This window comes from Streptomyces sp. NPDC048473 (genome assembly GCF_043200155.1).
Classification (GTDB): domain Bacteria; phylum Actinomycetota; class Actinomycetes; order Streptomycetales; family Streptomycetaceae; genus Streptomyces.
The window spans coordinates 128,926-150,922 of sequence record NZ_JBICXE010000012.1; the positions used below are offsets into that span (position 1 = coordinate 128,926).

Below are 21,997 nucleotides of genomic sequence, written 5' to 3' on the forward strand. Positions count from 1 at the left end.
GGCCGCCGGAACGATTTCTGGAATTAACTTCTGATGTCTTGTCACGACTGGTTCTACGCGCATAGCTTTTGCCCTCACCACACTTCGGGAGCAGCCCACCGTGCACATATCCAGACCCCGTTCCGTCCTGCTCGCCGGCGCCGTCGCCGTGACGCTCTCGGCCACCGCGCTGCCCGCCGCCTTCGCGGCTCCGTCCTCGACCGCCGTGATCTCCGAGGTGTACGGCGGCGGGGGCAACTCGGGTGCGACACTCACCCGCGACTTCATCGAGCTGGCCAATGCCGGCTCCGCCGCGTACGACCTGTCCGGTTTCAGCGTGCAGTATCTGCCGGCCTCTCCCTCCGCCGGTTCGCTGTGGCAGGTCTCCGCACTGAGCGGGTCCGTCGCCCCCGGCGGCCGCTACCTCGTCGCCGAGGCCGCGGGCACCGGCGGCACCGTCGCCCTGCCGACGTCGGACGCCACCGGCACGGTCGCGATGGCGGCCGGCGGCGGAACCGTCGCGCTCGTCTCCGGCACGACCCCGCTGACCTGCAAGACGGCTGCCGACTGCGCGGCCGACACACGGATCGTGGACCTCGTCGGCTATGGCTCCGCCGTCGTACGGGAGGGCAGCGGCCCGGCGGCGGGGGCGTCGAACACCTCCTCGGTGGCGCGCGGTACCTCCCTCGTCGACACCGACGACAACGCCGCCGACCTCACCGCGGGCACCCCGGCACCGGTCAACTCGGCCGGTGAGACATCCGGTGGCTCCGGCCCGGAGGACCCCGGCGGCCCGACCGAACCCGGCACCGTCCGGATCCACGACATCCAGGGCACCACCCGCGTCTCGCCGCTGGACGGCCAGTCGGTGACCGGCGTCCCCGGCATCGTCACCGGCGTGCGGACCAGCGGTTCGCGCGGCTTCTGGATCCAGGACGTCGCGCCGGACGCGGACCCCCGTACGGGCGAAGGGGTCTTCGTCTACACCGGCTCCGCCGCACCGGCCGTTGCCGTGGGCGACTCGGTGCTGGTCAGCGGCAAGGTGGACGAGTACTACCCGTCGGCCACCACCCAGTCGATCACCGAGATCACCGCCCCGAAGACGACGGTCCTGTCCTCGGGCAGCGCGCTGCCGGCCCCGGTCGTGCTCGACGCGGCCTCGGTGCCGGACATGTACGTCCCAGCGGCGGACGGCGGATCGATCGACGCGCTGGCCCTCGACCCGTCGGCGTACGCCCTCGACCTCTACGAGTCGCTCGAAGGCACCCGAGTCGAGATCGCCGACACCCGGGTCACGGGTGCGACGAGCGCGTACGACGAGGTCTGGGTGACCGTCAAGCCGAACGAGAACCCGACCCGGCGCGGCGGCACGCTGTACTCCTCGTACACCGACCGGAACACCGGCCGTATCAAGGTGATGTCGCTCGACGCGGCCCGGCCCGTCCCCGTCGCGAACGTGGGCGACGTGCTGTCCGGCACCACCACCGGTGTCCTGGACTACGACTCCTTCGGCGGCTACAACCTCCAGGCCACCGAGCTCGGCACGCTCACCGACCACCACCTGCGGCGCGAAGTCACCCGGAAGCAGAAGGGCAAGGAGCTCGCGGTCGCCACGTACAACGTGGAGAACCTGGACGCGCTCGACGAGCAGGCCAAGTTCGACACCCTCGCCGAGGGCGTCGCGGTCAACCTCTCCTCCCCGGACATCGTGTCGCTGGAGGAGATCCAGGACGACAACGGTGCGGTGAACGACGGCACGGTCGGCTCCGACGCGACGCTCAAGCGGTTCACCGACGCGATCGTCGCGGCGGGCGGCCCACGGTACGCATGGCGCTACATCGCCCCGGAGAACGGCAAGGACGGCGGCGAGCCCGGCGGCAACATCCGTAACGTCTTCCTCTTCAACCCCGAGCGGGTCGACTTCGTGGACCGTCCGGGCGGCAATGCGACCACCGCGGTGGCCGCCGTGAAGACGAGGAAGGGCGTCACCCTGTCGGCCTCGCCCGGCCGGATCGCCCCGACCAGCGACGCCTGGGACGACAGCCGCAAGCCGCTCGTCGGCGAGTTCCGCTTCCATGGGAAGCCGGTCTTCGTCATCGGCAACCACTTCACCTCCAAGGGCGGTGACCAGCCCCTGCACGGCCGGTACCAGGAGCCGACGCGCAGCTCGGAGACGAAGCGCGTCAAGCAGGCGACGGAGGTCAACACTTTCGTCAAGTCGCTGCTGGCGGCGGACAAGTCGGCACGGGTCATCACACTCGGGGACCTCAACGACTTCGCGTTCTCGCCGACGATGGACGCGCTGACCGGCGGCAAGGTGCTCAAACCGCTGATCACCACGCTGCCTGCCGGCGAGCAGTACAGCTATGTGTACGAGGGCAACTCGCAGACGCTGGACCACATCCTGACCAGCCCCGGCGTGCGCCGGTTCGACTACGACGTGGTGCACATCAACGCGGAGTTCGCCGACCAGGCGAGCGACCACGACCCGCAGATCGTGCGGGTGGACGTCAACGCCCCGGGCCACGGCAGGCACTGATCCCCGCTGACCCGCTGGAGCCCTCTCATGCCCTCCGCACCGGATGCACGCCCGCCGACTGGCGCGGGAGTGCGGTCGGTCCCGGCGCCGGCTCCAGCGGGCGGTCCGTGAAGAAACGGGCCACCAGGTCCGCGACATCGTCCGGGCGCTCCAGGACGACCCAGTGGTCGGACTCCCCGATCGTGACGAACCTGCTGCCCTCGATCGTGGCGGCGAAAGCGCGCTGCCGCTCGGGCGAGGTCACTGTGTCGTGCTCGCCCGCGAAGACGAGGGCCGGTACGCCGGTCAGTCCGCCGGAGAAGTCCGGCCGGTGCCCCAGCGCCCGGTGCAGCGATTGCGCGGCGTGCGGGGAATGGGTGAGGGCGTACAGGAACGAACGCCGGACGTAGCGCCGCGCCAACTCCCTGCGGTGGACCTTGCGTTCCGGGTCCAGGCACATCAGCGCCGCGGCGGCCAGGGTGGCGAGCCCCTCCATGTCAGCGGCTGCCAGCCGGTCGACGGCACGGCCCCACTGGGTCCGCTGGGAGTCGCTGATGTGGGCCGGTACGCCGCCGAGGATCAGCCGGGCGATGCGGCCGGGGTGCTGCTGCGCGCAGCCGAAGGCGATCGATGTGCCGTAGGAGAACCCGAAGAGGTTGACCCTGGGCACGTCCAGGTCGTCGATGATTCCGGCGACGGCGGCGTGCAGGATGTCGTCCCCCGTGCCGGGCGGGAGCGGGTCCGCGCCGCCCATGCCGGGCAGGTCGGCGGTGACGACGGAGGCGAGCGGCCCCAGGTGGTCGTCCATCTGGGGCCAGCCGTACATCCCCTGGAGCGCGCCGCCCAGGACGATGACCGGCTCGGTGCGCGGCGAGGGCTGCCGCAGGATCCGGTAGCCGTAGCGCAGCCCGTGCACCGACAGGGTCCGGATGGTCTCCTCGGCCATGATGGTCCTCGCTTCCGGGTCAGGCCCTGGTGAGGACGAGTGCGGCGTTGTGGCCGCCGAAACCGAGCGAGGTCTTGACGGCCGCGTCGAACGCTCCCGGCCGGGCCTCCTTGCGCACCACTTCGATGGGGATCTCGGGGTCGGGAGCATCGAGATTCACGGTGGGCGGCACGAGTTGGTGCTGCAGCGCCAGTACGGTCAGTGCGGTCTCGATGCCGCCCGCGGCACCGAGGGTGTGTCCGGTCATCGCCTTCGTCGAGGTGACCAGGGGGTGCTCGCCGAGGACCCGGCGCAGCATCGTCGCCTCGATGAGATCGTTGGAGACGGTCGAGGTGCCATGGGCGTTGACATGGCCGATGTCCGAGGCACCGATTCCGGCGTCCGCGAGCGCGGTGCGCAGCGCCCGCTCGATGCCCAGGCCCTCGGGATCCGGGGCGACGACGGAGTAGGCGTCGCTGGAGGCCCCGTATCCGGCGATGTGCGCGCGGACGGTGGCGCCGCGGGCGCGGGCGTGTTCCGGCCGTTCCAGTACGAGGAGCCCGGCACCCTCGCCGACGACGAAGCCGTCCCGGTGGGTGTCGAACGGGCGGCAGGCCGTCTCGGGGTCGTCGCGCCGGGTGGAGACGGCCTTCAGCTGGCAGGCGCTGGCGATCAGCAGACGGGAGCAGACCGATTCGGCGCCGCCCGCGATGACGATGTCGCAGGCCCCGGTGCGGAGCATCTGGTGGGCGGTGCCGATGGCGACGGTGCCGGATGAACAGGCGGTGGAGACGGCCTGGCTCGGGCCGCGGGCGCCGAGGTCGGTGGCGACGCTGCTGGCCGCTCCGTTGACGACGGTGAGCGGGGCGAGTTTCGGGGAGACGCGGCGTGCGCCGCGCTCGGCGAGGACGGCGTGCTGTTCGTCGTAGAAGGGCAGTCCGCCGTGTGCGGAGCCGATGACGACGGCGACCCGTCCGCTGTCCCAGACCGCGGGGTCGAGACCGGCGTCGGCGACGGCCTCGCGGGCCGCGAGGACGGCCAGCTGCGAGAAGCGGTCCATCAGCCGCGCGGCGGCCACCCCGAGCAGGGCCGTCGTGTCGAGGCCGGTGATGGTGTACATGAAGTCACACGGCAGGTCGTGGAGTTCGGGCCGCTGCAGCACCGAGGGTGCGGTGGCGGCCTCGGAGACCGTGCGCCAGTTGGCTTCGGTCCCCACCCCAGCCGCGGTGACAAGACCGGTCCCGGTGACGGCGGCGGCGAACGGCGCGGGGCGCTGCGGGCCGGCCGTCACGCGGCGGCCTTGCGGTGCACGGCGGCCACGAGTTCCTCGACGGTGTCCCGCGAGGTCAGCTGGACGTCGTCCAGATCGACGCCCATCCGGTCCTCGATGAGGAGCCGGAGTTCCTCCAGAGCCAGTGAATCCAGCCTGAGTTGACGGAGTGGCACCTCGGGCCGGATGGCGAGGGGATCGGTTCCGAAGTTCGCCACCAGCAAGGTGTTGATCTCTTCTGCCGTGCTCATGCGGCACTCCTGCGCTCTCGTACGCGGTGACGCCCTGCCGCGTGAGGTGTGAGTGCCGTTCGGGGGACGCCGGCTGGTCCGGAGGAACCCTTTATACGCCTTCGTGAAGGGGACTCCGGTCCGCGTTCCCCCGTGCGGAGGCGGTCAGTCCAGGTGTACGAATCCTCTGGTCCGTGCCGATCGGCGCGACGGCGGGGCGGACCGTGCGAGCCGTCGCCCAGCGGCCGGTCAACAGGCCTCCCGCCGTCGGGGCTTCGCCCGTACACTCCGCGATCATGACTACGGATATGCCGATGGATATACCCGGGACCGACGGACCCGCGCTCTTCCCTACGATGTCCACCATGCGCGCCATGCGCCGCCTCAAGCCGGAACCGGTGCCCGACGAGACGCTGGAGCAGCTCGTACAGGCCGCCGTCTGGGGCCCCAGTGGCGGCAACATGCAGTGTTACGAGTACGTGGTGGTGACCGACCGCGAGGTGATGGCGCGCCTCGCTCCGCTGTGGAAGCGGTGCGTGGACGCCTATCTGGCGACGACCGGGAAGTACGCGCCGAAGGGCATGGACGACGCGGCGTACGGCCGGATGGTCGCCGCGATCGAGTACCAGCGCGACCACTTCGCCGATACGCCCGCGCTGATCGTGCCCTGCTACCGGTTCCCGGAGCCGCGCCTGGACGAGGAGGGGCTGCTGGCCTCCGCGCAGGCGCTCGGCCCGGCCGGGACCGAGCACATGATGAACACGCAGACACGTTTCCAGGCGCTCGCCGAGGGTTCCTGCGTCTATCCGGGCGTGCAGAACATCCTTCTTGCAGCACGGGCGCTGGGGCTCGCGGCGAACATCACCATCTGGCACCTGATGCTGGAGCAGGAGTGGAAGGCGGCCCTCGGCATCCCCGAGGACATGCACACCTTCGCCGCCATTCCGGTCGGGTGGCCGCAGGGCAACTTCGGCCCGGTCCGGCGCCGTCCGGTGGCGGACGTCATCCATCGCGACCGCTGGTAGAACGGCGCCCCGGCCCGGCCCCCGGGTGTTCAGCGGGGTCCGGGCCGACCGGTGGTCGACGACGGTCACGAGCTGTGGCTCGTCGGGGACGGGCAGGCGCCCGAAAGGTGGCCTCGTCCGGCTCCCCCATAGGATTGCCCGGTGAGCGAGAAGCCGGTTCCTGACAAGACGTCCCCCCGCGCCAGCGGATCCCAGACCCTGGCCCGTGGTCTTTCCGCGCTCGGGCTGGTGGCCGAGACGCCGCAGGGGCTCGCGGTCCAGGAGGTGGCGGACCGGCTGGGCGTGCACCGCACCATCGCGTACCGCATCCTCACCACCCTGGCGGAATTCCGGCTGGTGTTCCGGGGGACGGACGGTCGTTACCGGGCGGGGTCGGGTACGGCGGCGCTGGCGCGCGGTTATGCGGCGGGGGTCAGGGAGGCCGCGCTTCCGGTGCTGCGGCGGACCGCCGACGAGCTCAGGGCCACGGTCGCGCTGATCGCCGCGGAGGGCGACGACGCGGTGGCGGTCGCGGTGGTGGAGCCGCAGTCGGTGGACTACCACCTCTCCTACCGGGTCGGCAGCCGCAACCCCATCGGTGTCGGCGCGGCCGGTCTGGCGCTGGCCTCGTTGCGGGCACCGTCGGCGGATGATCCGGCGGAGCTCGTGGAGGTACGCGAACAGGGGTACGCGACGACGTTCGGGCAGGTGGAGCCGGGGGCCTTCGGAGTCGCCGTACCGCTGCGGCTGGCCGATCCGGCGATGCAGCTGTGCGTCAATCTGATCACCACCCGCGAGGACGTGGCGCGCGCCTCGGTCCCGGGCATGGTGGCGGCCGCCAAGGAGATCTCCGCAAGCGTCTGACCTGCTCGTATCCGATCGACCCCGGCCCCTTGCGCAGTAGCGCGAGGGGCCTTTCTCATACCGCTTTCCCGCCCGGAGGGTCTTGACAGCGGCACCCCACACCCTTGACGATGCAAATAACGCACGGCCGTGACCGTTAAATGAACACACCGGGTCGGCCCTGTTACGACAAGGGAGTCGCGTATGTCCCACCTCCACTCCGAGCCGAGCCGCGATGCAGCCGAGTCCGTCGAGTCCGTCGAGTCCGTCGACGTCACGATCGTCGGCGCCGGGCCCGTCGGGCTCACCCTCGCCAATCAGCTCGGTCTCTGCGGTATCCGTACGCTGCTGGTCGAGGCGGGCGATCAGCTCATCGACTATCCGCGCGGCGTCGGTATGGACGACGAGAGTCTCCGCGCCTTCCAGCAGATATCCCTCGTCGACGAGATCCGCCGGCACACCATCCCGAACCAGATCATGCGGTTCGTGAACGGCAGCGGCACGCTGCTGGCCGAACTCGACCCCCGTACCGACGAGTTCGGCTGGCCCCGCCGCAACGGCTTCATCCAGCCGCTCGTCGATGCCGAACTCCTCAAGGGCGCCCGCAGGTTCGGCACGGTCGAGGTCCGCTTCGGCCACCGCATGGAGGGCTTCGCCGAGCGCGCCGACGGTGTCGACGTCGATCTGACCGGCCCCGGGGGCTCCCCGCTCACCGTCCGCTCCCGCTACCTCGTGGGCGCCGACGGAGGCAGGTCACAGACCCGCAAACTGCTCGGTCTGCCCTTCGAGGGGCGTACGGAACCGAGCCGCTGGCTCGTCGTCGATCTGCGCAACGACCCGCTCGGCAGCCCCAACGCCTATATGGGCTGCGACCCTTCGCGCCCCTATGTCTCCATCGGGCTGCCGCACGGCATCCGGCGCTTCGAGTTCATGCTGCGCCCCGAGGAGGACGAGACCTTCGTCGAGGACGACACGCAGCTGCACCGGATGCTGGCCCCGCTCATCCCCGACCCGGCCCGCGCCGACATCATCCGGCGCCGCGCCTACACCCACAGCTCCCGGGTCGCGGGCACCTTCCGCAAGGGCCGCATCATGGTGGCGGGCGACGCCGCCCATCTGATGCCGGTCTGGCAGGGGCAGGGCTTCAACAGCGGCATCCGCGACGCCGTGAACCTCGGCTGGAAGCTCGCCTGTGTGCTGCACGGCGGCGCGAGCGAGCGCCTGCTGGACAGTTACGACACCGAGCGCCGCCCGCACGCCGCCGCGATGGTCGATCTCTCGGACAAGGTGGGCCGAGTCATCTCCCCCACCAACCGCTGGCTGGCCGGTGCCCGCGACGCGGTGCTGCGCGGACTCGGGGCCGTACCCGCGGCCAAGGACTACGTCACCCAGATGAAGTTCAAGCCGATGCCGTTCTACGAGACCGGGGCGGTCGTCCACCCCACCGCGCTCGCCAGGAACGCCGCGCCCTGTGTGGGAAGGCTCTTCATCCAGCCGGAGGTCACCACCCTGGACGGCGCACAGCCGCTGCTCGACGAGGTCATCGGCCCCTGGTTCACCGTCCTCGCCTGGAACAACAACCCGCTCTCGCTGCTGGACGACGAGGCCCGCGAGACCTGGCGCAGGCTGGGCGCCCGCTTCGTCGAGGCACGGCCCATGGAGCAGCTCCACTGGGAGGGCCCCATCGAGCAGTTGGACGCCGAAGGACTCGACGTCGTCGGTGACCACACCGGTCGGCTCAAGGCCTGGTTCGACCGGCGCCCCGAGTCGTTCGTCGTGCTCCGGCCCGACCGCTTCGTCGCCGGTGCCGCCCTTGCCCAGCAGGCCTCGGCCCTGACCCGCCGCCTCGCCGAGGCGCTCCACCTGATTCCCGGAGGCTTTGATGTCCCTCGCCCTGTGCTGCCTGTCGCACTCACCGCTGATGGAGTTCGTACACCCGTCGTCTGAGGTACGGGCCCGGGTCGACGAAGCACTCGCCGGTGCCCGTGACTTCGTCACCACGTACGACCCGGAACTGGTCGTGATCTTCGCGCCGGACCACTACAACGGCTTCTTCTACGACATGATGCCGCCGTTCTGCGTGGGCGGCCGGGCCGAGGCCGTCGGCGACTTCAGTACCCCTGCGGGTCCGCTCTCCGTCGACCACGACGCGGCGCTGACGCTCACCTCCGCCGCGCTGGACGCCGGGATCGATGTGGCGCTCTCCGAGCGGATGATCGTCGACCACGGGTTCTCGCAGCCGCTGGACATTCTGCTCGGCGGCATCGACAGGCGCCCGGTCGTACCGGTGTTCATCAACTCGGTCGCAGCGCCGTTCGCACCCGTCTCCCGCATCCGGCAGTTCGGCGAGGCCCTCGGCCGGGCCGCCCGTGATCTCGACAAGAGGGTGCTGTTCGTCGGCTCGGGCGGCCTCTCCCACGATCCGCCGGTCCCGCGCATGGCGGACGCCGACACCGAGGAGAAGATCGCGAAGCTGATCGACAACCGTAATCCCTCGCCCGAGGCCCGTGCCGCTCGCGAGGCCCGCACCATCGCCGCGGCCCAGGCGTTCACCACGGGCGGCGGCGGACTCCATCCGCTCAATCCGGCCTGGGACAACCTGGTGCTCGACACCTTCGCCGCGGGCGACATCGGCAAGGTCGACGCGTGGAGCACCGACTGGTTCGCCGCGCAGGCGGGCAACTCCGCGCACGAGGTCCGCACCTGGATCGCCGCGTACGCGGCACTGTCGGCCGCAGGCCCGTACCGCATGGAAAGCCGCTACTACGAGGCGATCGAGGCCTGGATCGCGGGATTCGCCGTGACCACCGCGCTCCCCCTCCCTTGAGACCCGAAAAGGACACCGCACCATGACTCTCCACCCCTCCGTCTGGCTCGGCTTCGCCGCCACCGACTTCCGCCTCCAGCACCTCCAGGTCGGCGACTGGAACACCCGCGTGCTCACCGCGGGCCCCGAGGACGGTGAGGCGCTCGTCCTGATGCACGGCACCGGCGGGCACCTGGAGGCGTACGCGCAGAACGTCGCCGCCCTCGCCGGGGCCGGCTACCGCGTCATCGCGTACGACTTCCCCGGCCACGCGGGCACCACGCACGCCACCGAGGACGTCGAACTCCCCACCTATGTCAGCCACTTGCGCGATCTCCTGGACATCCTGGGCATCGAGAAGGCGCACCTCAACGGTGAGTCGCTCGGCGGCTGGGTCGCCATCAAGTTCGCCGCCCGGTACCCGGACCGGGTGCTGAGGACCGTACTGAACACGCCGGGCGGGACGATGGCCAGGCCCGAGGTGATGGAGCGGCTGCGTACGCTCTCCCAGGCCGCCGCCGACGACCCGTCCGCCCATCGGGTGCGGGCCCGGCTGGAGTGGCTGATGGCCGACAAGGCCACCGTCACCGACGAGCTCGTCGCCATCCGCGCCGGTCACTACGGCCGTCCCGGGTACGCCGAATCGGCGCGCTTCATCCTGTGCCTCCAGGACCCGGAGATCCGCCGCCGCAACATGGTCACCGACGAGGATCTGGCGGCCGTCCGGGCCCCGACGCTCGTGGTGTGGACCTCCGACGACCCTTCGGGACCCGCGAAGGCGGGCCTGGAGATGGCGGAGAAGATCACCGGCGCCCGCTTCCAGTTGGTCACCGGCGCAGGCCACTGGCCGCAGTGGGAGCAGGCCGCCGTCTTCAACGACCTGGTGCTGGACTTCCTCGCATCGAACGGAGAGCAGAAGTGAGCGCCGCCGCCCTGGACGACTCCCGGCGTGCGGAGGCCGCCCGGCTGCTGCTCGACGCGTACGGCACGGGCAAGCCCGTCGCCCCGCTCAGCGAGCTGGAGCCGGGGCTGACCGTCTCGGACGCGTACGACATCCAGCTGCGTCAGGTCCGCACCTGGACCGAGGCCGGGCGCCGGATCGCCGGCCACAAGGTCGGCCTCACCGCCCGCCCGATGCAGCGTCAGCTCGGCGTCGGCGAACCCGATTACGGGCACCTGCTGGACACCCACTTCCACCCCGAGCACACCCCCATCGACACCGGGCGGTTCCTGCAGCCCAAGGCCGAGCCGGAGATCGCGTTCGTCCTCGGCAGGCCGCTGAGCGGTCCCGGTGTGACGGCGGCCGAGGCGGCGGCCGCGGTGGAGTATGTGCTGCCCGCCCTGGAGATCATCGACTCCCGGATCGCCGACTGGCGGATCACGCTCGCCGACACCATCGCGGACAACGCGTCCTGCGGCGGCATCGTGCTGGGCAGCCGGCCGACGCGGCCGGCCGACGTCGACCTGGCGCTGACCGGGTGCCTGCTGCTGAGGAACGGCCGGATCGAGGACACCGGTGCGGGCGGCGCGGTGCTCGGTTCGCCGCTGAACGCCCTGGTCTGGCTGGCCAACACGCTCGGCCCGCTGGGCGTGACGCTTCAGGCCGGCGAGGTCGTCCTGCCCGGCTCGCTGACCGCCGCACTGCCCGTCGCCCCCGGCGACACCGTGACTGCCCACTTCGACCGACTGGGCTCCGTGACCGCGGACTTCGCACCCGTACACCGCACTGAGGAGGTGAGCCGCTGATGGCGAAGAAGGCTGTCGCGGCCATCGTCGGACCCGGCAACATCGGGACCGACCTGCTGGCCAAGCTGCTGCGCAGCGAGCACATCGAGCCGCGCTACATGATCGGCGTCGACCCGGCGTCGGACGGCCTGAAGCGGGCTGCCGCCAAGGGTCTGGAGACCTCCGCCGAGGGGGTCGACTGGCTGCTGTCCCGCTCCGAGCTGCCGGACATCGTCTTCGAGGCGACCGCCGCCAGGCCGCATCTGGCGAACGCGCCACGCTACCGCGAGGCCGGGATCCGGGCCGTGGACCTGACCCCCGCCGCCGTCGGTCCCTACGTCTGCCCGGTGGTGAACGGCTACGAACACCTGGACACGCCCAACGTCAACATGATCACCTGCGGAGGCCAGGCCACCACCCCGATCGTGCGGGCCGTCGCGGACGTCGTGCCGGTGCGTTACGCGGAGATCGTCGCCTCGATCGCCTCCCGCTCGGCCGGTCCGGGGACGCGCGCCAACATCGACGAGTTCACCGAGACGACCGCCGCGGCGCTGGAGCGGGTGGGCGGCGCGGAGAAGGGCAAGGCGATCATCGTCCTGAACCCGGTGGACCCGCCGATGATCATGCGGGACACGGTGTACTGCGCCATCCCCGCAGACGCCGACCGGGCCGCGATCACCGCCTCGATCCTGAAGCGGGTCGCCGAGGTCCGGGCCTATGTGCCGGGCTATGCCCTGCGCGCCGAGCCGCAGTACGACGAGGCCCGCGAGGAGTGGGGCGGCAGCGCCCGCGTCGCGGTCTTCCTCGAAGTACGCGGCAACGGCGACTACCTGCCCGAGTGGGCAGGCAACCTCGACATCATGACAGCGGCCGCCGCCCGGGTCGGCGACCTGCTGGCACAGCGGAAGGTGAAGGCGCGAGCATGAGTTCTGTCGACAGCAGTCTCCCCCCGGTCCGGCTGACGGACTCGACCCTGCGCGACGGCAGTCACGCCATGCGCCACCGGTTCACCGTCGAGCAGGTGCGGTCCGTGGTCCGTGCCCTCGACGACGCAGGTGTGGAGGTGCTTGAGGTCAGCCACGGTGACGGCCTGGGCGGCTCCTCCTTCAACTACGGCTTCTCCGGCACGGATGAGATGAAGCTGGTCGCCGCGGCGGCCGACGAGGCGACCCGGGCCAAGATCGCGGTCCTGCTGCTGCCGGGCGTCGGCACCGTCCACGAACTGAAGCAGGCGCACGACGCGGGCGCGCGCGTGGCCCGTATCGCCACGCACTGCACCGAGGCCGATGTGAGCGTGCAGCACTTCGGGGCCGCACGCGAACTCGGCATGGAGACGGTCGGCTTCCTGATGCTGTCGCACCGCATCGGTCCCGAGGCACTCGCCGGGCAGGCCCGGATCATGGCCGACGCCGGCTGCCAGTGCGTGTACGTCGTCGACTCGGCCGGGGCGCTGCTGCCGGACCAGGCCCGGGACCGGGCGGCGGCGCTGGTCGCCGAGCTCGGCGACGACGCCCAGGTCGGCATCCACGCCCATCAGAACCTCGCGCTCGGGGTCGCGAACTCCCTTGCGGCGTACGAGGCGGGGGCCCGGCAGATCGACGGCACCCTGTGCGCGCTGGGCGCGGGGGCGGGTAATTCGCCCACCGAGATCCTGGTGCCGGTGCTGGAGCAGATGGGCGTGCCCACGGGGGTGGACACCCAGAAGGTGCTGGCCGCCGCCGAGGAGGTCGCCCGGCCGTTCATCCCGCGGCTGCCGTACACCGACCGGGCCGCGATCACCCAGGGGTACGCGGGCGTGTACTCCAGCTTCCTGCTCCATGCGGAGCGGGCCGGTGAGCGGTACGGCGTACCGGCGCACGAGATCCTGCGGAGGGTGGGCGAGGCGGGGTACGTCGGCGGTCAGGAGGACGTGATCATCGATGTGGCGCTGCAGCTCGTCGCCGAACGGGAGCGGGGTGCGGTGCGCGTCTGACGTTCGCCTGTGAGCCCTGCTCGGTGACCGCCGAATAGGTCACCGAGCAGGGCTCTGACCTTTGCTTCAACTGCATTGGGGTGAAAGGGGGTTCAACACGCGTTCAAGTGATTGTCATGCCCTGGACACATCGATACCTTGAGCGGGCTTCGGCCCCTCGGCCCACCCCACTCGGGCCCGGGGGCCGTTCTTCTCCCCCACAGAGCAGGAGCAGGTATGCCCAGACGAGCCGCCGCCCACACAAAGCTCCGCGCATCCGTCCTAGCGGCCCTCACCGCCACAGTCCTGGCCGCGACCGGCGCCCCGGCCCTCGCCGCTCCGACCGACGACCACCCCATGAACCGGGCGTTCGCACGGGCTGCCGCGAAGTTCGACGTACCACGTGATCTGCTCGCCGCCGTCGGGTACGGCGAGACCCGTCTCGACGGCCACTCCGGGCGCCCCAGCCAGGCGAACGGGTACGGAGTGATGCACCTGGTGAGCAACCCCACCAACCCGATGCTGGAGCGGGCGGCCGCCCTCACCGGCGAACCCCTCGCCGACCTCCGCACCGACACCGCGGCCAACATCCTGGGCGGCGCGGCGGTGCTGCGCAGTTACGCCGACAAGCTCGGCCTCGACGACCGGGAGCGCAACGACGTCAACGCCTGGTACCCGGCCGTCGCCCGGTACAGCGGCTCGACGGGGAGCGCCGCCGCTCTCTACGCCGACACCGTGTACACCTTCCTGGCCCACGGGCTCTACGCCACCGCCCCCGGCGGTGAGCAGATCTCGGTGACGGCCCGTCCGGTCTCACCACAGAAGGGGTCGCTCGACACCGCCGACGTACTCACCCAGAGCCCCGACTACCCGTCGGCGCTGTGGGTTCCGGCCCATGCGAACAACTTCACCGCGGGCCGGTCGGCGAAGATCGACAAGGTGATCATCCATGTCACGCAGGGCTCGTACGCGGGCTCGATCAGCTGGTTCCAGAACCCGACGGCGGAAGTGAGCGCCCACTACGTGGTGCGTTCCTCCGACGGTCAGATCACCCAGATGGTGCGCGACAGCGACACCGCGTACCACGCACGGAGTGCGAACGCCTCGGCGCTCGGCATCGAGCACGAGGGATTCATCGACGACCCGTCGTGGTTCACGGACACGATGTACCGCTCCTCGGCGGCCCTGACGAAGTATCTGTGCGAGCGGTACGGGATTCCGAAGGACCGGGCGCACATCATCGGGCACAGCGAGGCGCCGGGCAACGACCACACGGACCCGGGCCCGTACTGGGACTGGAATCGCTATATGCAGTTGGTGGGCGGGGACACCGGTGGCGATACCAGCCGTGACGGGCTGAGCTTCACCGCGTACGCGACCCAGCGGAGCGGCTCGACGGGCGCCCAGGTCAAGGCGGTTCAGCAGCTGCTGAGCGAGCAGGGCTACGTGGTGGGCGCGGTGGACGGCAGCTTCGGCCCGGCCACACAGAATGCGGTGATGGCGTATCAGTCGACCCATGGACTGACGGCCGACGGCGTCGTGGGAGACAGGACCTGGACCGCGCTGCTGTCGGCCGGTCCGGCAACGCCCCTCAAGCAGGGCCACTCGGGCGACGGAGTGAAGCGGCTCCAGCGCTCACTGACCGCGGCGCTCGGCTCGACGGTCGGCATCGACGGGAGCTTCGGCCCGACGACAGCTACGGCAGTGCGCGGCTACCAGGCGAGCCGGGGCCTGACGGCCGACGGCGTCGTGGGGGCGGACACCTGGGCGGCGCTGCAGGCGGGGCGCTGACGAAGACCTCACGGGCTCGGGGCGGGGTGGTGCGGATCGCGCGCCGCCCCGCCTTTCGCATGCCGCTTCGCGCCTCCTTGTGTCGTGCCGCGCATCACCCGCGCGCCCCACAACCCTTGACAGGGCACCACGACACCCCGATGGTGTTCGTTATCTACACGCAAGCGTGCGCAATATGCACACCGAGGCCGCCAGGGGCCTCCTTCGCGATGTCCATGATTCGGAGCCGCCAGATGTCCACCGACGATGCCGTGCGTCACTCCCAGGCCCGCAGAGTCGCGTTGTCGAGCTTTGTCGGCAGCGCCATCGAGTTCTATGACTTCCTGCTCTACGGAGCGGCAGCCTCGCTGGTCTTCAACGAACTGTTCTTCTCCAGCCTCGACCCGATGACCGGCACGATTGCCGCGTTCGGCACCCTCGCGGCCGGCTATGTCGCGCGCCCGCTGGGCGGCATCGTCTTCGGCCACTTCGGCGACCGGGTCGGCCGCAAGTCGATGCTGGTGCTGACCATGAGCCTGATGGGCCTGGCCAGCTTCATCATCGGTGTGCTGCCCACGTACGCCACCATCGGCATCTGGGCCCCGGTCCTGCTGGTCGCGGTGCGGCTCGTGCAGGGCATCGCGGTCGGCGGTGAGTGGGGCGGCGCCGCCCTGATGGCGATGGAGCACGCACCGGCGCACCGGCGGGGCCTCGCGGCGAGCTTCGCGAACATGGGCGGGCCCGCAGGCGCGGTCCTGGCCACTGTCGTCTTCGCCGTGTTCTCCGCACTGCCCGAGGACCAGTTCCTCTCCTGGGGCTGGCGGGTGCCGTTCCTGCTGAGCGTGCTGCTGCTGGCGCTCGGCCTCTTCATCCGGATGAAGGTCACCGAGAGCCCCGCGTTCATGGCCGCCCGGCACGCAGCCGCCGAAGAGGCGAAGACCGCGGGCAAGGCTGCCGAGGCCCCGCTGCTGACCGCACTGCGCCGCTACCCCAAGAACATCCTCCTCGCCTGCTTCGGCGGCTGCGGCGCCCTGGTCCTGCAGTCCCTGCTGGCCACGTTCCTGCTCAGCCACGCCCTGGACATCGGCTTCGAGCGCTCCACCGTGCTGACCGTGCAGGCCATCTCCTCCGCCGTGCACATCGCGACCATTCCGGCCTTCGCCGCACTCTCCGACCGGATCGGCCGCAAGCCGGTCATGATCACGGGCGCCATCGCCTCGGCGCTCGCCGCGTACCCGCTGCTCTGGATGGTCAACTCCGGTTCCGTCGGCTGGCTCACCGTGGCCTATCTGATCGGCAACCCGCTGCTCCAGGCGTCGATGTACGGGCCGATGGCCGCCTTCATCAGCGAGATGTTCGGCACCCGGGCCCGCTACACGGGCGCCTCGCTCGGTTACCAGCTGGCCACCACGCTCGGCGCCGGACTGGCCCCACTGATCGCCACCAGCCTGCTCTCCGCGGCGGGCGGCGGCACGAACACCGGCACCGTCTCGCTGTTCCTGGCGGGCGTCTGCGTGATCAGCGCCGTCGCCATCTCACTGACGAGGGAGAGACACCGGGACGACCTGCCAGCCCCGGAGCCGACCGCCGCGCCCAAGCGGGCGGCCTCGGCGGCCTGACCGTGTGCGGATGGTGCTCCGTGGCTGTCGACCGACATGGACGCGGCAGTATCCACCGGAGGCACCTGCGATGCATGTGACATGTCATTCGGGCCGCTTATTCAGGCTGCTTATTCGCGTTGCCCGCGCCGGGAGGCGTGCGTCGTACGGTGATCTTGCGACGGCTGATGCGCCATCCCTGCTCACCGCGCACGATCACGTCCTCGTACGTCACGCTTCCGCTCGTGCCGTCCGCCTTGATCCCGATCCCCTTGGACCGGGCGCGCACCTGATCGTCATCGACCTCGGTGAGGATGATGTTGGTGACGTGATGACTGACGGGGCCGCGTTCCCCTATGGCCCTGGCCGCTTCCCGGAAGGCTTCCAGCCCGTGCATCGATCCGTGGCCCAGCTCCGCGGTGTCGTAGACGACGTCGGCGGTGAACAGCTCGTCCAGTCGGTCGAGTTCACCGTCATCTACCAGGTGCCCGTGCAGGGAGATCAGTTCCGTGATGGCCGTACGGTCCTCGGCGCCGAGTGTCATCGCCAGTCCTTTCGTGAGTTCTCGCGACGGTGCGGCAGTTAAGTGGGGAGCTCCCCACTTAACTGGGTAGAGTAGCGGGGACGCCCCCGCTCAACAACGACCTGGAGCCTTCGATGCAGCACACGGGAGACCGGCGGGCCGGCGTCGGGCGACCGCGCAGAGCGGACGCGGCGCGGAACGCCGGGCTGCTGCTCTCGGCGGCGAAGGAGATCTTCGGAGAGTACGGCCCCGAGGCCGCGATGGACGATGTGGCCCGCCGGGCCGGCCTCGGCAACGCGACCCTCTACCGGCATTTCCCCACCCGGGGTGACCTGCTCGTCGCTGTGTACGCGGACGAGGTGGACGCGCTCTGCGGGCAGGGTGCCGCACTGCTGCGCGACGAGCCCGATGCGGCCGAGGCTCTCTTCGTATGGCTCGACAGCTTCGTCGTGCATGTGGCGACCAGGCGCGCCCTGGCTCTCGCCATCACGGAGGGGCCGGACGTCCGCCGTAGCGAGCTGTTCGGCCGATGGCATGCGTCGATGACCGCCACCGCCGAGAAACTGCTGCTCAGGGCACGCGCCGTCGATGCGGTGAGACCGGATCTGACCGCGAACGATCTCCTCGCCCTGACGAGCGCGGCCGCCATCGCGAGCACCGGAGCAGATCACGCGCAACGGCTCCTGCTGATTCTGCGCAGCGGCTTCGAAACGAGCGGCACCGGCTCAAGGGCGGCTCATTCCGGTGATTTCGGTTATTCCGGTGAAGAGACCTCGGGGCGCTCGTAGCGCAGGAGGACGACCCCGTTGCCGAACGTCCGGGTCTCGGCCAGGTGGAGGCCGGTCCGGGCATCCGATGCCGGAAACAGGGGCTTGCCGCGTCCGATGAGGACCGGATGGACGTAGATGCGGTACTCGTCGATCAGGTCGTGCCCCATGAAGGACTCGGCGAGATCGGCACCGCCGAGCGACAGATCTCCGCCGGGCTGCGCCTTGAGAGCCATCATCTCGTCGACGTCGACCTCCCGCATGATGGTGGTGTTCCAGTCGGCCCGCTCCAGCGTCCGGGAGAACACGATCTTGGGCATGTTCCGCCAGATGGCGGCAAACTCCGCCACGAGTCCGGTACTTGACGGGTCGGAGTCGGCGGTCGGCCAGAACTCCGCCATGAGCTCATGGGTCACACGGCCGTCCAGGAAGCCGCCCATGGTACTGAGATGCTCGTTGAAGTGACTGTGCAGTTCGTCGTCGACCAGGTGCCAGTCGATCTCACGGTCCGGTCCCTCGATGAAGCCGTCGAGGGACATCGACATCATCAGAACGATCTTTCTCATCAGTCCGGTCCTCACTACTCGTCGCAGTCAGCCCTCGCCGCAGCCGTCGCGCCATACGAGTGTGTAGCGCCAGAACAGCCGACGGCTCAGCCTCACACCCGGCAACACCTGACGCGCCTCGCGAACGATGTCGGAGAAGGTCATCTCCGCCGGCCGGGTCCTGGCGGTCATCGAATCCGGGCGAGGCGCCCTGCGCCCTTTGTTCTTGAGCCAGCCCATGACGGCATTCAGCGGAATGGAGGTGAAACTCAGCAGGTGATCGCCGAGGGTCGCCTCCCGGGAGAGGCCAACCACCACCAGTGTTCCACCTGGTGCCAGATGCTCACGAAAACGGGTGAGAGCATCGGTGAACGGCAAATGGTGGACGGTGGCGACGCAGATGATGACGTCGTACGGGCCGGGCGGTATCCCGGTCGGCGCGTCCGCGACGGTGAAGGTCACCGGGGCGGCCGGGGCGGTCAGTTCACGGGCCCGGGCCACGATGTCGGGGTCTGAGTCGATTCCGTGCACCGCCTTGGCCCGTGTCGCCAGGAGTCGGGCCAGTTCTCCGCTGCCGGAACCGACGTCCAGGGCGCTGTCGCATCTGCCGGGGAGCTGCCGCAGGATCCATCGGTGGTAGTGGGTGTTGTGGTCCCAGGGGTGGTCGGCGTTGAAGCGATCGAGGGCCTGGAAGACTCGGCGCAACAGGTTCGTCATGCCTGGATTCCATCAGCCCGGCGCTCCGACCGGGTGGGTGGCCTGGGCCCGGTGAAGGGACTCGGCGTGAGAGTTGGTACGGCCCGAGCGGCCGCTGTGCGGTGGGTCAACGAGCATGCTCGGTCCGATCCCGGTTTCCGCGGCGCCTACTTCAGCGGCTCGACGGTCGGCCTGCCGGACGATGCCGAGCTGCCCCCCTTCTCCGACGTGGACATCGTCGTCACCGCCGCCGAGCACGACCCGCCCGCGGCCGGGCGGCCCACCAGGACCACCTCGTACCGGACGTGCTCGGCCCATCGAAGGTGTGACATGACACCCCCCACTGCCATGTGGGGCGAGGACGGGAGGACGGACCGATGGGCGTCCGCTTCCGAAAGCCCACCGCACTTCCAGCGGGCGATCGCCCGCTACATGTCGAGCCAGCCGACGAGCCGAGTCCACTCGACCGCGTCGTAGGGAGAGCGATTTCGGGAAGGGGAGGACGACATGGGCGCCGAGGCCACCCGAGCCGATGTCACACCTCACAGCAATTTTCGGCCGATGCGGCACTGGAACGACCCTCCACCCGCATTCCGCGCCCTGCTAAGTTGGCGGGCATGTTCCTCCCCCGTGCGTAGGGCCCCGCTCTGACCGCACCCCGTCCCACCGGGTGCGGCACTTCGGTGTCCCCGCATGCCCGCAGCGTTGTATGCCGCGCTGCCCTCACGAGGAACGTCCTCATGCTTTCGCCCTCACCCGCGCCTTCGCGCGCCCCTTCGTATGCCACCGTCCTGCGTACCCGTCACGCCTCCCGCACCTTCGGTGCCGCTCTGCTGGGGCGGCTCTCGTACGGGATGGTCTCCCTCTCCCTGATGCTGGCGGTGAAGGATGCCACCGGCTCGTACTCCGTCGCGGGCGCCGTCATGGCTCTGTTCGGGGCTGCCAGCGTCTTCCTGTCCCCCGCCCGTGCCGCGCTGATCGACCGATACGGGCCGCGCCGGGCCCTGCCGCCGATGGCCGGTGTCTACGCCGCGCTGCTCGCCGCCCTGGCATACATCACCTGGCGGCCGGGCGCCTCCTCGCTCCTGCTGTGGGTGCTCGCCGTGACGGCAGGCGCCTGCACTCCGCCGCTGGGACCGGTGATGCGGACCCTGTGGAGCAGCCTCGTCCCAGAACGGGAGCTGTTGCAGCGCGCGTACAGCCTGGACGGTGTCGCCGAGGAACTGCTGTTCGTCACCGGGCCGTTGCTCGTGGGCCTGGTGATGAGGTTCACCGTCCCCGCGGCAGGTGTCGCGATCAGTGCCGCGCTCGTGCTGGTGGGCGCGCTGGCGCTGGTGTCCTCGCCCGCGGTGCGCGGAATCGGCGCGACACCGTCGACGGAGAAGACCGCCGCGCCGCAGGACAGGCCGCGCGGGCAGCGACTGCTCGGCATTGTCGGGCTGCGGCACGCCGCGCTCGTGGCAGCCACCGTGGGGCTGTGTCTGGGTGCGCTGGACCTGTTGGTGGTGGCGTTCACCGAGCAGCACCACCGGGGCGCGGCGGTGGCGTGGGTGCTGGCCGCCCTCTCCGCCGGAAGCGCGGTCGGCGGACTCGCCTACGGTGCGGTCTCCTGGCGTGCGTCGAACCGGGTACGGCTGCCGGTGCCGGCCGTCGGCCTCGGTGTGGCGATGGTTGTGGCCGGGATGTCGCCCCATGTGTATGTGCTGGTCGCTGTGGTCGCGGCCGCCGGGGTTTTCGTCGCGCCGGCCTTGACCACCGCGTATCTCGTCGCGGACGAGTCCGTGGGCGCGGACAGCCGCACACAGGCGGGCGCATGGGTCAACACCGCGGTCAATGCCGGGTCCTCGGCGGGCACCGCGGCCGTGGGTCTGCTGGTGGGCCGCCTGCCGCCGGCCGTCTGCTTCGCGGTCGCGGCGGTCCCTGCGCTGCTGTGTGCGGCTGCGGTGGCGCGCGGCGCGATCAACCGTTCCTGACCGTGATGGAACCGTTGGCAGTGGCCAGATCGATCCTGTGGTCGCCCGCCGGGTCATTGGCGATGCCGATGTCCTCGTGACCGTGGTCGGTGCTGGCGGCGACCACGTACCTGCCCGCCGGCGCAGTGACGACGATGGCCCCGTTGGATGTCCTGGCCCGGACATCCTGCGGGTTCACCGGGGTCAGTTCGATCCGGCCGTTGGAGGTCCGGGCCCGGACGGGACCGGCCAGGCCGCGCCCCTCGATCCGGCCGTTCGAGGTGTGCACATCGGCCGGGCCGGTCACTCCGTCCAGCTCGATCCGTCCGGAGTGCGTGGTCACGTTCACCGGCCCCACTCGGGCCAGAACCACGGAGCCGGACGAGGCCCCGCCGGAGACCGGGATGTCCTCGGGCACCTCGACGGTGTACGACACCGAGCACTGACGGCCGCAGCCGCCCAGCACCAGAACACCGTTCTCGACCCGGTGCGACGCACCTTCGGGCTTGTCCCCCCGATAGCGGACCGAGCGGTGCAGCGACACCTCGGTGGTCTTTGCCCCGCCCCGCAGATTCACCCGGCCGGAGCCGAGATCCAGCCGGACGGAGGTGATCTTCTGCGCCACATGGGCGTCGTCCTCGAAGGTGTTCCAGTCGATCAGGCCGCACGCGCCGAGCCCGATCAGACCGCTTCCCACCATCGTCGTCGCCATGAACGCCCTGAGCCGGTGACGCATGAATCTCCCCCTGGATCCCAATCAGCCTGGTCTCCGGCCCACTCGGGGCCGGTGCACAGCGCACGCTATCCACGGGCGTCCGCGGCGACCATGGGGCAAACCCCCGGCTCGGGTGGGGGAATACCCGCCGGTCCACGTCATGGTGATGGCCTGTCAATT

At 70.4% G+C, this 21,997-nt stretch carries 21 protein-coding genes; 13 read left to right on the top strand and 8 right to left on the bottom strand.

Annotated features, from left to right (window positions below):
- Positions 1–100 precede the first annotated feature (100 nt).
- A complete protein-coding gene (locus ACGFU7_RS21210; RefSeq protein WP_393697545.1) occupies positions 101–2,518 on the top strand; it encodes an endonuclease/exonuclease/phosphatase family protein in 2,418 nt (805 codons plus the stop codon).
- 25 nt (positions 2,519–2,543) lie between these two features.
- Here ACGFU7_RS21210 and ACGFU7_RS21215 read toward each other — a convergent pair whose 3' ends face one another.
- From ACGFU7_RS21215 to ACGFU7_RS21225, 3 genes are read right to left on the bottom strand one after another with little or no spacing between them, the layout of a single operon-like run.
- Entirely contained in the window at positions 2,544–3,443 is a 900-nt protein-coding gene (locus ACGFU7_RS21215) for an alpha/beta fold hydrolase (protein ID WP_393697546.1), read from the bottom strand.
- Positions 3,444–3,462: 19 nt separating this feature from the next.
- Entirely contained in the window at positions 3,463–4,713 is a 1,251-nt protein-coding gene (locus tag ACGFU7_RS21220) for a beta-ketoacyl-[acyl-carrier-protein] synthase family protein (protein WP_393697547.1), read from the bottom strand.
- On the bottom strand, positions 4,710–4,943 hold the full coding sequence (locus ACGFU7_RS21225; RefSeq protein WP_393697548.1) for an acyl carrier protein: 234 nt from the start codon (positions 4,941–4,943) through the stop codon (positions 4,710–4,712). Before ACGFU7_RS21225 ends, ACGFU7_RS21220 begins: the two co-directional genes overlap by 4 nt.
- A 275-nt stretch (positions 4,944–5,218) precedes the next feature.
- Between ACGFU7_RS21225 and ACGFU7_RS21230 the strand changes: the two genes are divergently transcribed.
- From ACGFU7_RS21230 to ACGFU7_RS21275, 10 genes are all read left to right on the top strand, one after another.
- Positions 5,219–5,947, top strand: coding sequence for a nitroreductase family protein (locus ACGFU7_RS21230; RefSeq protein ID WP_393697549.1), 729 nt, complete (start codon positions 5,219–5,221; stop codon positions 5,945–5,947).
- A 141-nt stretch (positions 5,948–6,088) separates the two neighbouring features.
- Complete coding sequence (locus ACGFU7_RS21235) at positions 6,089–6,790, top strand: IclR family transcriptional regulator (RefSeq protein WP_393697550.1); 702 nt, start codon at positions 6,089–6,091, stop codon at positions 6,788–6,790.
- A 183-nt stretch (positions 6,791–6,973) separates the two neighbouring features.
- Positions 6,974–8,716: a bifunctional 3-(3-hydroxy-phenyl)propionate/3-hydroxycinnamic acid hydroxylase gene (locus ACGFU7_RS21240; protein WP_393697551.1), complete on the top strand. Its 1,743-nt coding sequence runs from the start codon at positions 6,974–6,976 to the stop codon at positions 8,714–8,716.
- A complete protein-coding gene (locus ACGFU7_RS21245; protein ID WP_393697552.1) occupies positions 8,691–9,596 on the top strand; it encodes a 3-carboxyethylcatechol 2,3-dioxygenase in 906 nt (301 codons plus the stop codon). Before ACGFU7_RS21240 ends, ACGFU7_RS21245 begins: the two co-directional genes overlap by 26 nt.
- A gap of 22 nt (positions 9,597–9,618) precedes the next feature.
- Positions 9,619–10,497 carry an alpha/beta fold hydrolase gene (locus ACGFU7_RS21250; protein ID WP_393697553.1) on the top strand — a complete coding sequence of 293 codons (879 nt, stop codon included), beginning with the start codon at positions 9,619–9,621 and terminating at the stop codon, positions 10,495–10,497.
- A complete protein-coding gene (locus ACGFU7_RS21255) occupies positions 10,494–11,321 on the top strand; it encodes a 2-keto-4-pentenoate hydratase (protein ID WP_393697554.1) in 828 nt (275 codons plus the stop codon). Before ACGFU7_RS21250 ends, ACGFU7_RS21255 begins: the two co-directional genes overlap by 4 nt.
- Entirely contained in the window at positions 11,321–12,226 is a 906-nt protein-coding gene (locus ACGFU7_RS21260) for an acetaldehyde dehydrogenase (acetylating) (protein ID WP_393697555.1), read from the top strand. Before ACGFU7_RS21255 ends, ACGFU7_RS21260 begins: the two co-directional genes overlap by 1 nt.
- A complete protein-coding gene (gene dmpG, locus ACGFU7_RS21265; RefSeq protein WP_393697556.1) occupies positions 12,223–13,272 on the top strand; it encodes a 4-hydroxy-2-oxovalerate aldolase in 1,050 nt (349 codons plus the stop codon). Before ACGFU7_RS21260 ends, dmpG begins: the two co-directional genes overlap by 4 nt.
- 216 nt (positions 13,273–13,488) lie before the next feature.
- Complete coding sequence (locus ACGFU7_RS21270) at positions 13,489–15,042, top strand: peptidoglycan-binding protein (protein ID WP_393697557.1); 1,554 nt, start codon at positions 13,489–13,491, stop codon at positions 15,040–15,042.
- Between the two features lie 233 nt (positions 15,043–15,275).
- A complete protein-coding gene (locus ACGFU7_RS21275) occupies positions 15,276–16,640 on the top strand; it encodes an MFS transporter (RefSeq protein ID WP_393697558.1) in 1,365 nt (454 codons plus the stop codon).
- A gap of 97 nt (positions 16,641–16,737) precedes the next feature.
- Here ACGFU7_RS21275 and ACGFU7_RS21280 read toward each other — a convergent pair whose 3' ends face one another.
- Positions 16,738–17,163, bottom strand: coding sequence for a nuclear transport factor 2 family protein (locus tag ACGFU7_RS21280; RefSeq protein ID WP_393697559.1), 426 nt, complete (start codon positions 17,161–17,163; stop codon positions 16,738–16,740).
- 113 nt (positions 17,164–17,276) lie between these two features.
- Here ACGFU7_RS21280 and ACGFU7_RS21285 point away from each other — a divergent pair, with 113 nt between their 5' ends.
- Positions 17,277–17,930, top strand: a complete 654-nt coding sequence (locus tag ACGFU7_RS21285; RefSeq protein ID WP_393697560.1) for a TetR/AcrR family transcriptional regulator — start codon at positions 17,277–17,279, stop codon at positions 17,928–17,930.
- Here the strand turns inward: ACGFU7_RS21285 and ACGFU7_RS21290 are convergent.
- The 3 genes from ACGFU7_RS21290 to ACGFU7_RS21300 all read right to left on the bottom strand — a co-directional run bounded on the left by ACGFU7_RS21290 (position 17,897) and on the right by ACGFU7_RS21300 (position 19,572).
- Positions 17,897–18,475, bottom strand: a complete 579-nt coding sequence (locus ACGFU7_RS21290; RefSeq protein WP_393697561.1) for a dihydrofolate reductase family protein — start codon at positions 18,473–18,475, stop codon at positions 17,897–17,899. The genes ACGFU7_RS21285 and ACGFU7_RS21290 overlap by 34 nt on opposite strands.
- Before the next feature lie 27 nt (positions 18,476–18,502).
- A complete protein-coding gene (locus ACGFU7_RS21295; RefSeq protein ID WP_393697562.1) occupies positions 18,503–19,171 on the bottom strand; it encodes a class I SAM-dependent methyltransferase in 669 nt (222 codons plus the stop codon).
- A gap of 146 nt (positions 19,172–19,317) precedes the next feature.
- Positions 19,318–19,572 (bottom strand): DUF664 domain-containing protein, encoded by a 255-nt coding sequence (locus tag ACGFU7_RS21300; protein WP_393697619.1) that lies wholly within the window; start codon positions 19,570–19,572, stop codon positions 19,318–19,320.
- Positions 19,573–19,890: 318 nt separating this feature from the next.
- On the opposite strand from ACGFU7_RS21300, the gene ACGFU7_RS21305 reads away from it, so the two are divergent.
- Positions 19,891–21,123: an MFS transporter gene (locus ACGFU7_RS21305; RefSeq protein ID WP_393697563.1), complete on the top strand. Its 1,233-nt coding sequence runs from the start codon at positions 19,891–19,893 to the stop codon at positions 21,121–21,123.
- Here ACGFU7_RS21305 and ACGFU7_RS21310 read toward each other — a convergent pair.
- Positions 21,110–21,838 carry a DUF4097 domain-containing protein gene (locus ACGFU7_RS21310; RefSeq protein WP_393697564.1) on the bottom strand — a complete coding sequence of 243 codons (729 nt, stop codon included), beginning with the start codon at positions 21,836–21,838 and terminating at the stop codon, positions 21,110–21,112. The two genes, ACGFU7_RS21305 and ACGFU7_RS21310, sit on opposite strands and share 14 nt — an antisense overlap.
- Positions 21,839–21,997: the final 159 nt, after the last annotated feature.

Bases quoted from the DNA above. Each gene is read 5' to 3' on its own strand.
- ACGFU7_RS21215 (WP_393697546.1), bottom strand. From the start codon at position 3,443: ATGGCCGAGGAGACCATCCGGACCCTGTCGGTGCACGGGCTGCGCTAC.
- ACGFU7_RS21225 (WP_393697548.1), bottom strand. From the start codon at position 4,943: ATGAGCACGGCAGAAGAGATCAACACCTTGCTGGTGGCGAACTTCGGA.
- ACGFU7_RS21230 (WP_393697549.1), top strand. From the start codon at position 5,219: ATGACTACGGATATGCCGATGGATATACCCGGGACCGACGGACCCGCG.
- ACGFU7_RS21240 (WP_393697551.1), top strand. From the start codon at position 6,974: ATGTCCCACCTCCACTCCGAGCCGAGCCGCGATGCAGCCGAGTCCGTC.
- ACGFU7_RS21245 (WP_393697552.1), top strand. From the start codon at position 8,691: ATGGAGTTCGTACACCCGTCGTCTGAGGTACGGGCCCGGGTCGACGAA.
- ACGFU7_RS21250 (WP_393697553.1), top strand. From the start codon at position 9,619: ATGACTCTCCACCCCTCCGTCTGGCTCGGCTTCGCCGCCACCGACTTC.
- ACGFU7_RS21260 (WP_393697555.1), top strand. From the start codon at position 11,321: ATGGCGAAGAAGGCTGTCGCGGCCATCGTCGGACCCGGCAACATCGGG.
- dmpG (WP_393697556.1), top strand. From the start codon at position 12,223: ATGAGTTCTGTCGACAGCAGTCTCCCCCCGGTCCGGCTGACGGACTCG.
- ACGFU7_RS21270 (WP_393697557.1), top strand. From the start codon at position 13,489: ATGCCCAGACGAGCCGCCGCCCACACAAAGCTCCGCGCATCCGTCCTA.
- ACGFU7_RS21275 (WP_393697558.1), top strand. From the start codon at position 15,276: ATGTCCACCGACGATGCCGTGCGTCACTCCCAGGCCCGCAGAGTCGCG.
- ACGFU7_RS21280 (WP_393697559.1), bottom strand. From the start codon at position 17,163: ATGACACTCGGCGCCGAGGACCGTACGGCCATCACGGAACTGATCTCC.
- ACGFU7_RS21285 (WP_393697560.1), top strand. From the start codon at position 17,277: ATGCAGCACACGGGAGACCGGCGGGCCGGCGTCGGGCGACCGCGCAGA.
- ACGFU7_RS21290 (WP_393697561.1), bottom strand. From the start codon at position 18,475: ATGAGAAAGATCGTTCTGATGATGTCGATGTCCCTCGACGGCTTCATC.
- ACGFU7_RS21295 (WP_393697562.1), bottom strand. From the start codon at position 19,171: ATGACGAACCTGTTGCGCCGAGTCTTCCAGGCCCTCGATCGCTTCAAC.
- ACGFU7_RS21305 (WP_393697563.1), top strand. From the start codon at position 19,891: ATGCTTTCGCCCTCACCCGCGCCTTCGCGCGCCCCTTCGTATGCCACC.
- ACGFU7_RS21310 (WP_393697564.1), bottom strand. From the start codon at position 21,838: ATGCGTCACCGGCTCAGGGCGTTCATGGCGACGACGATGGTGGGAAGC.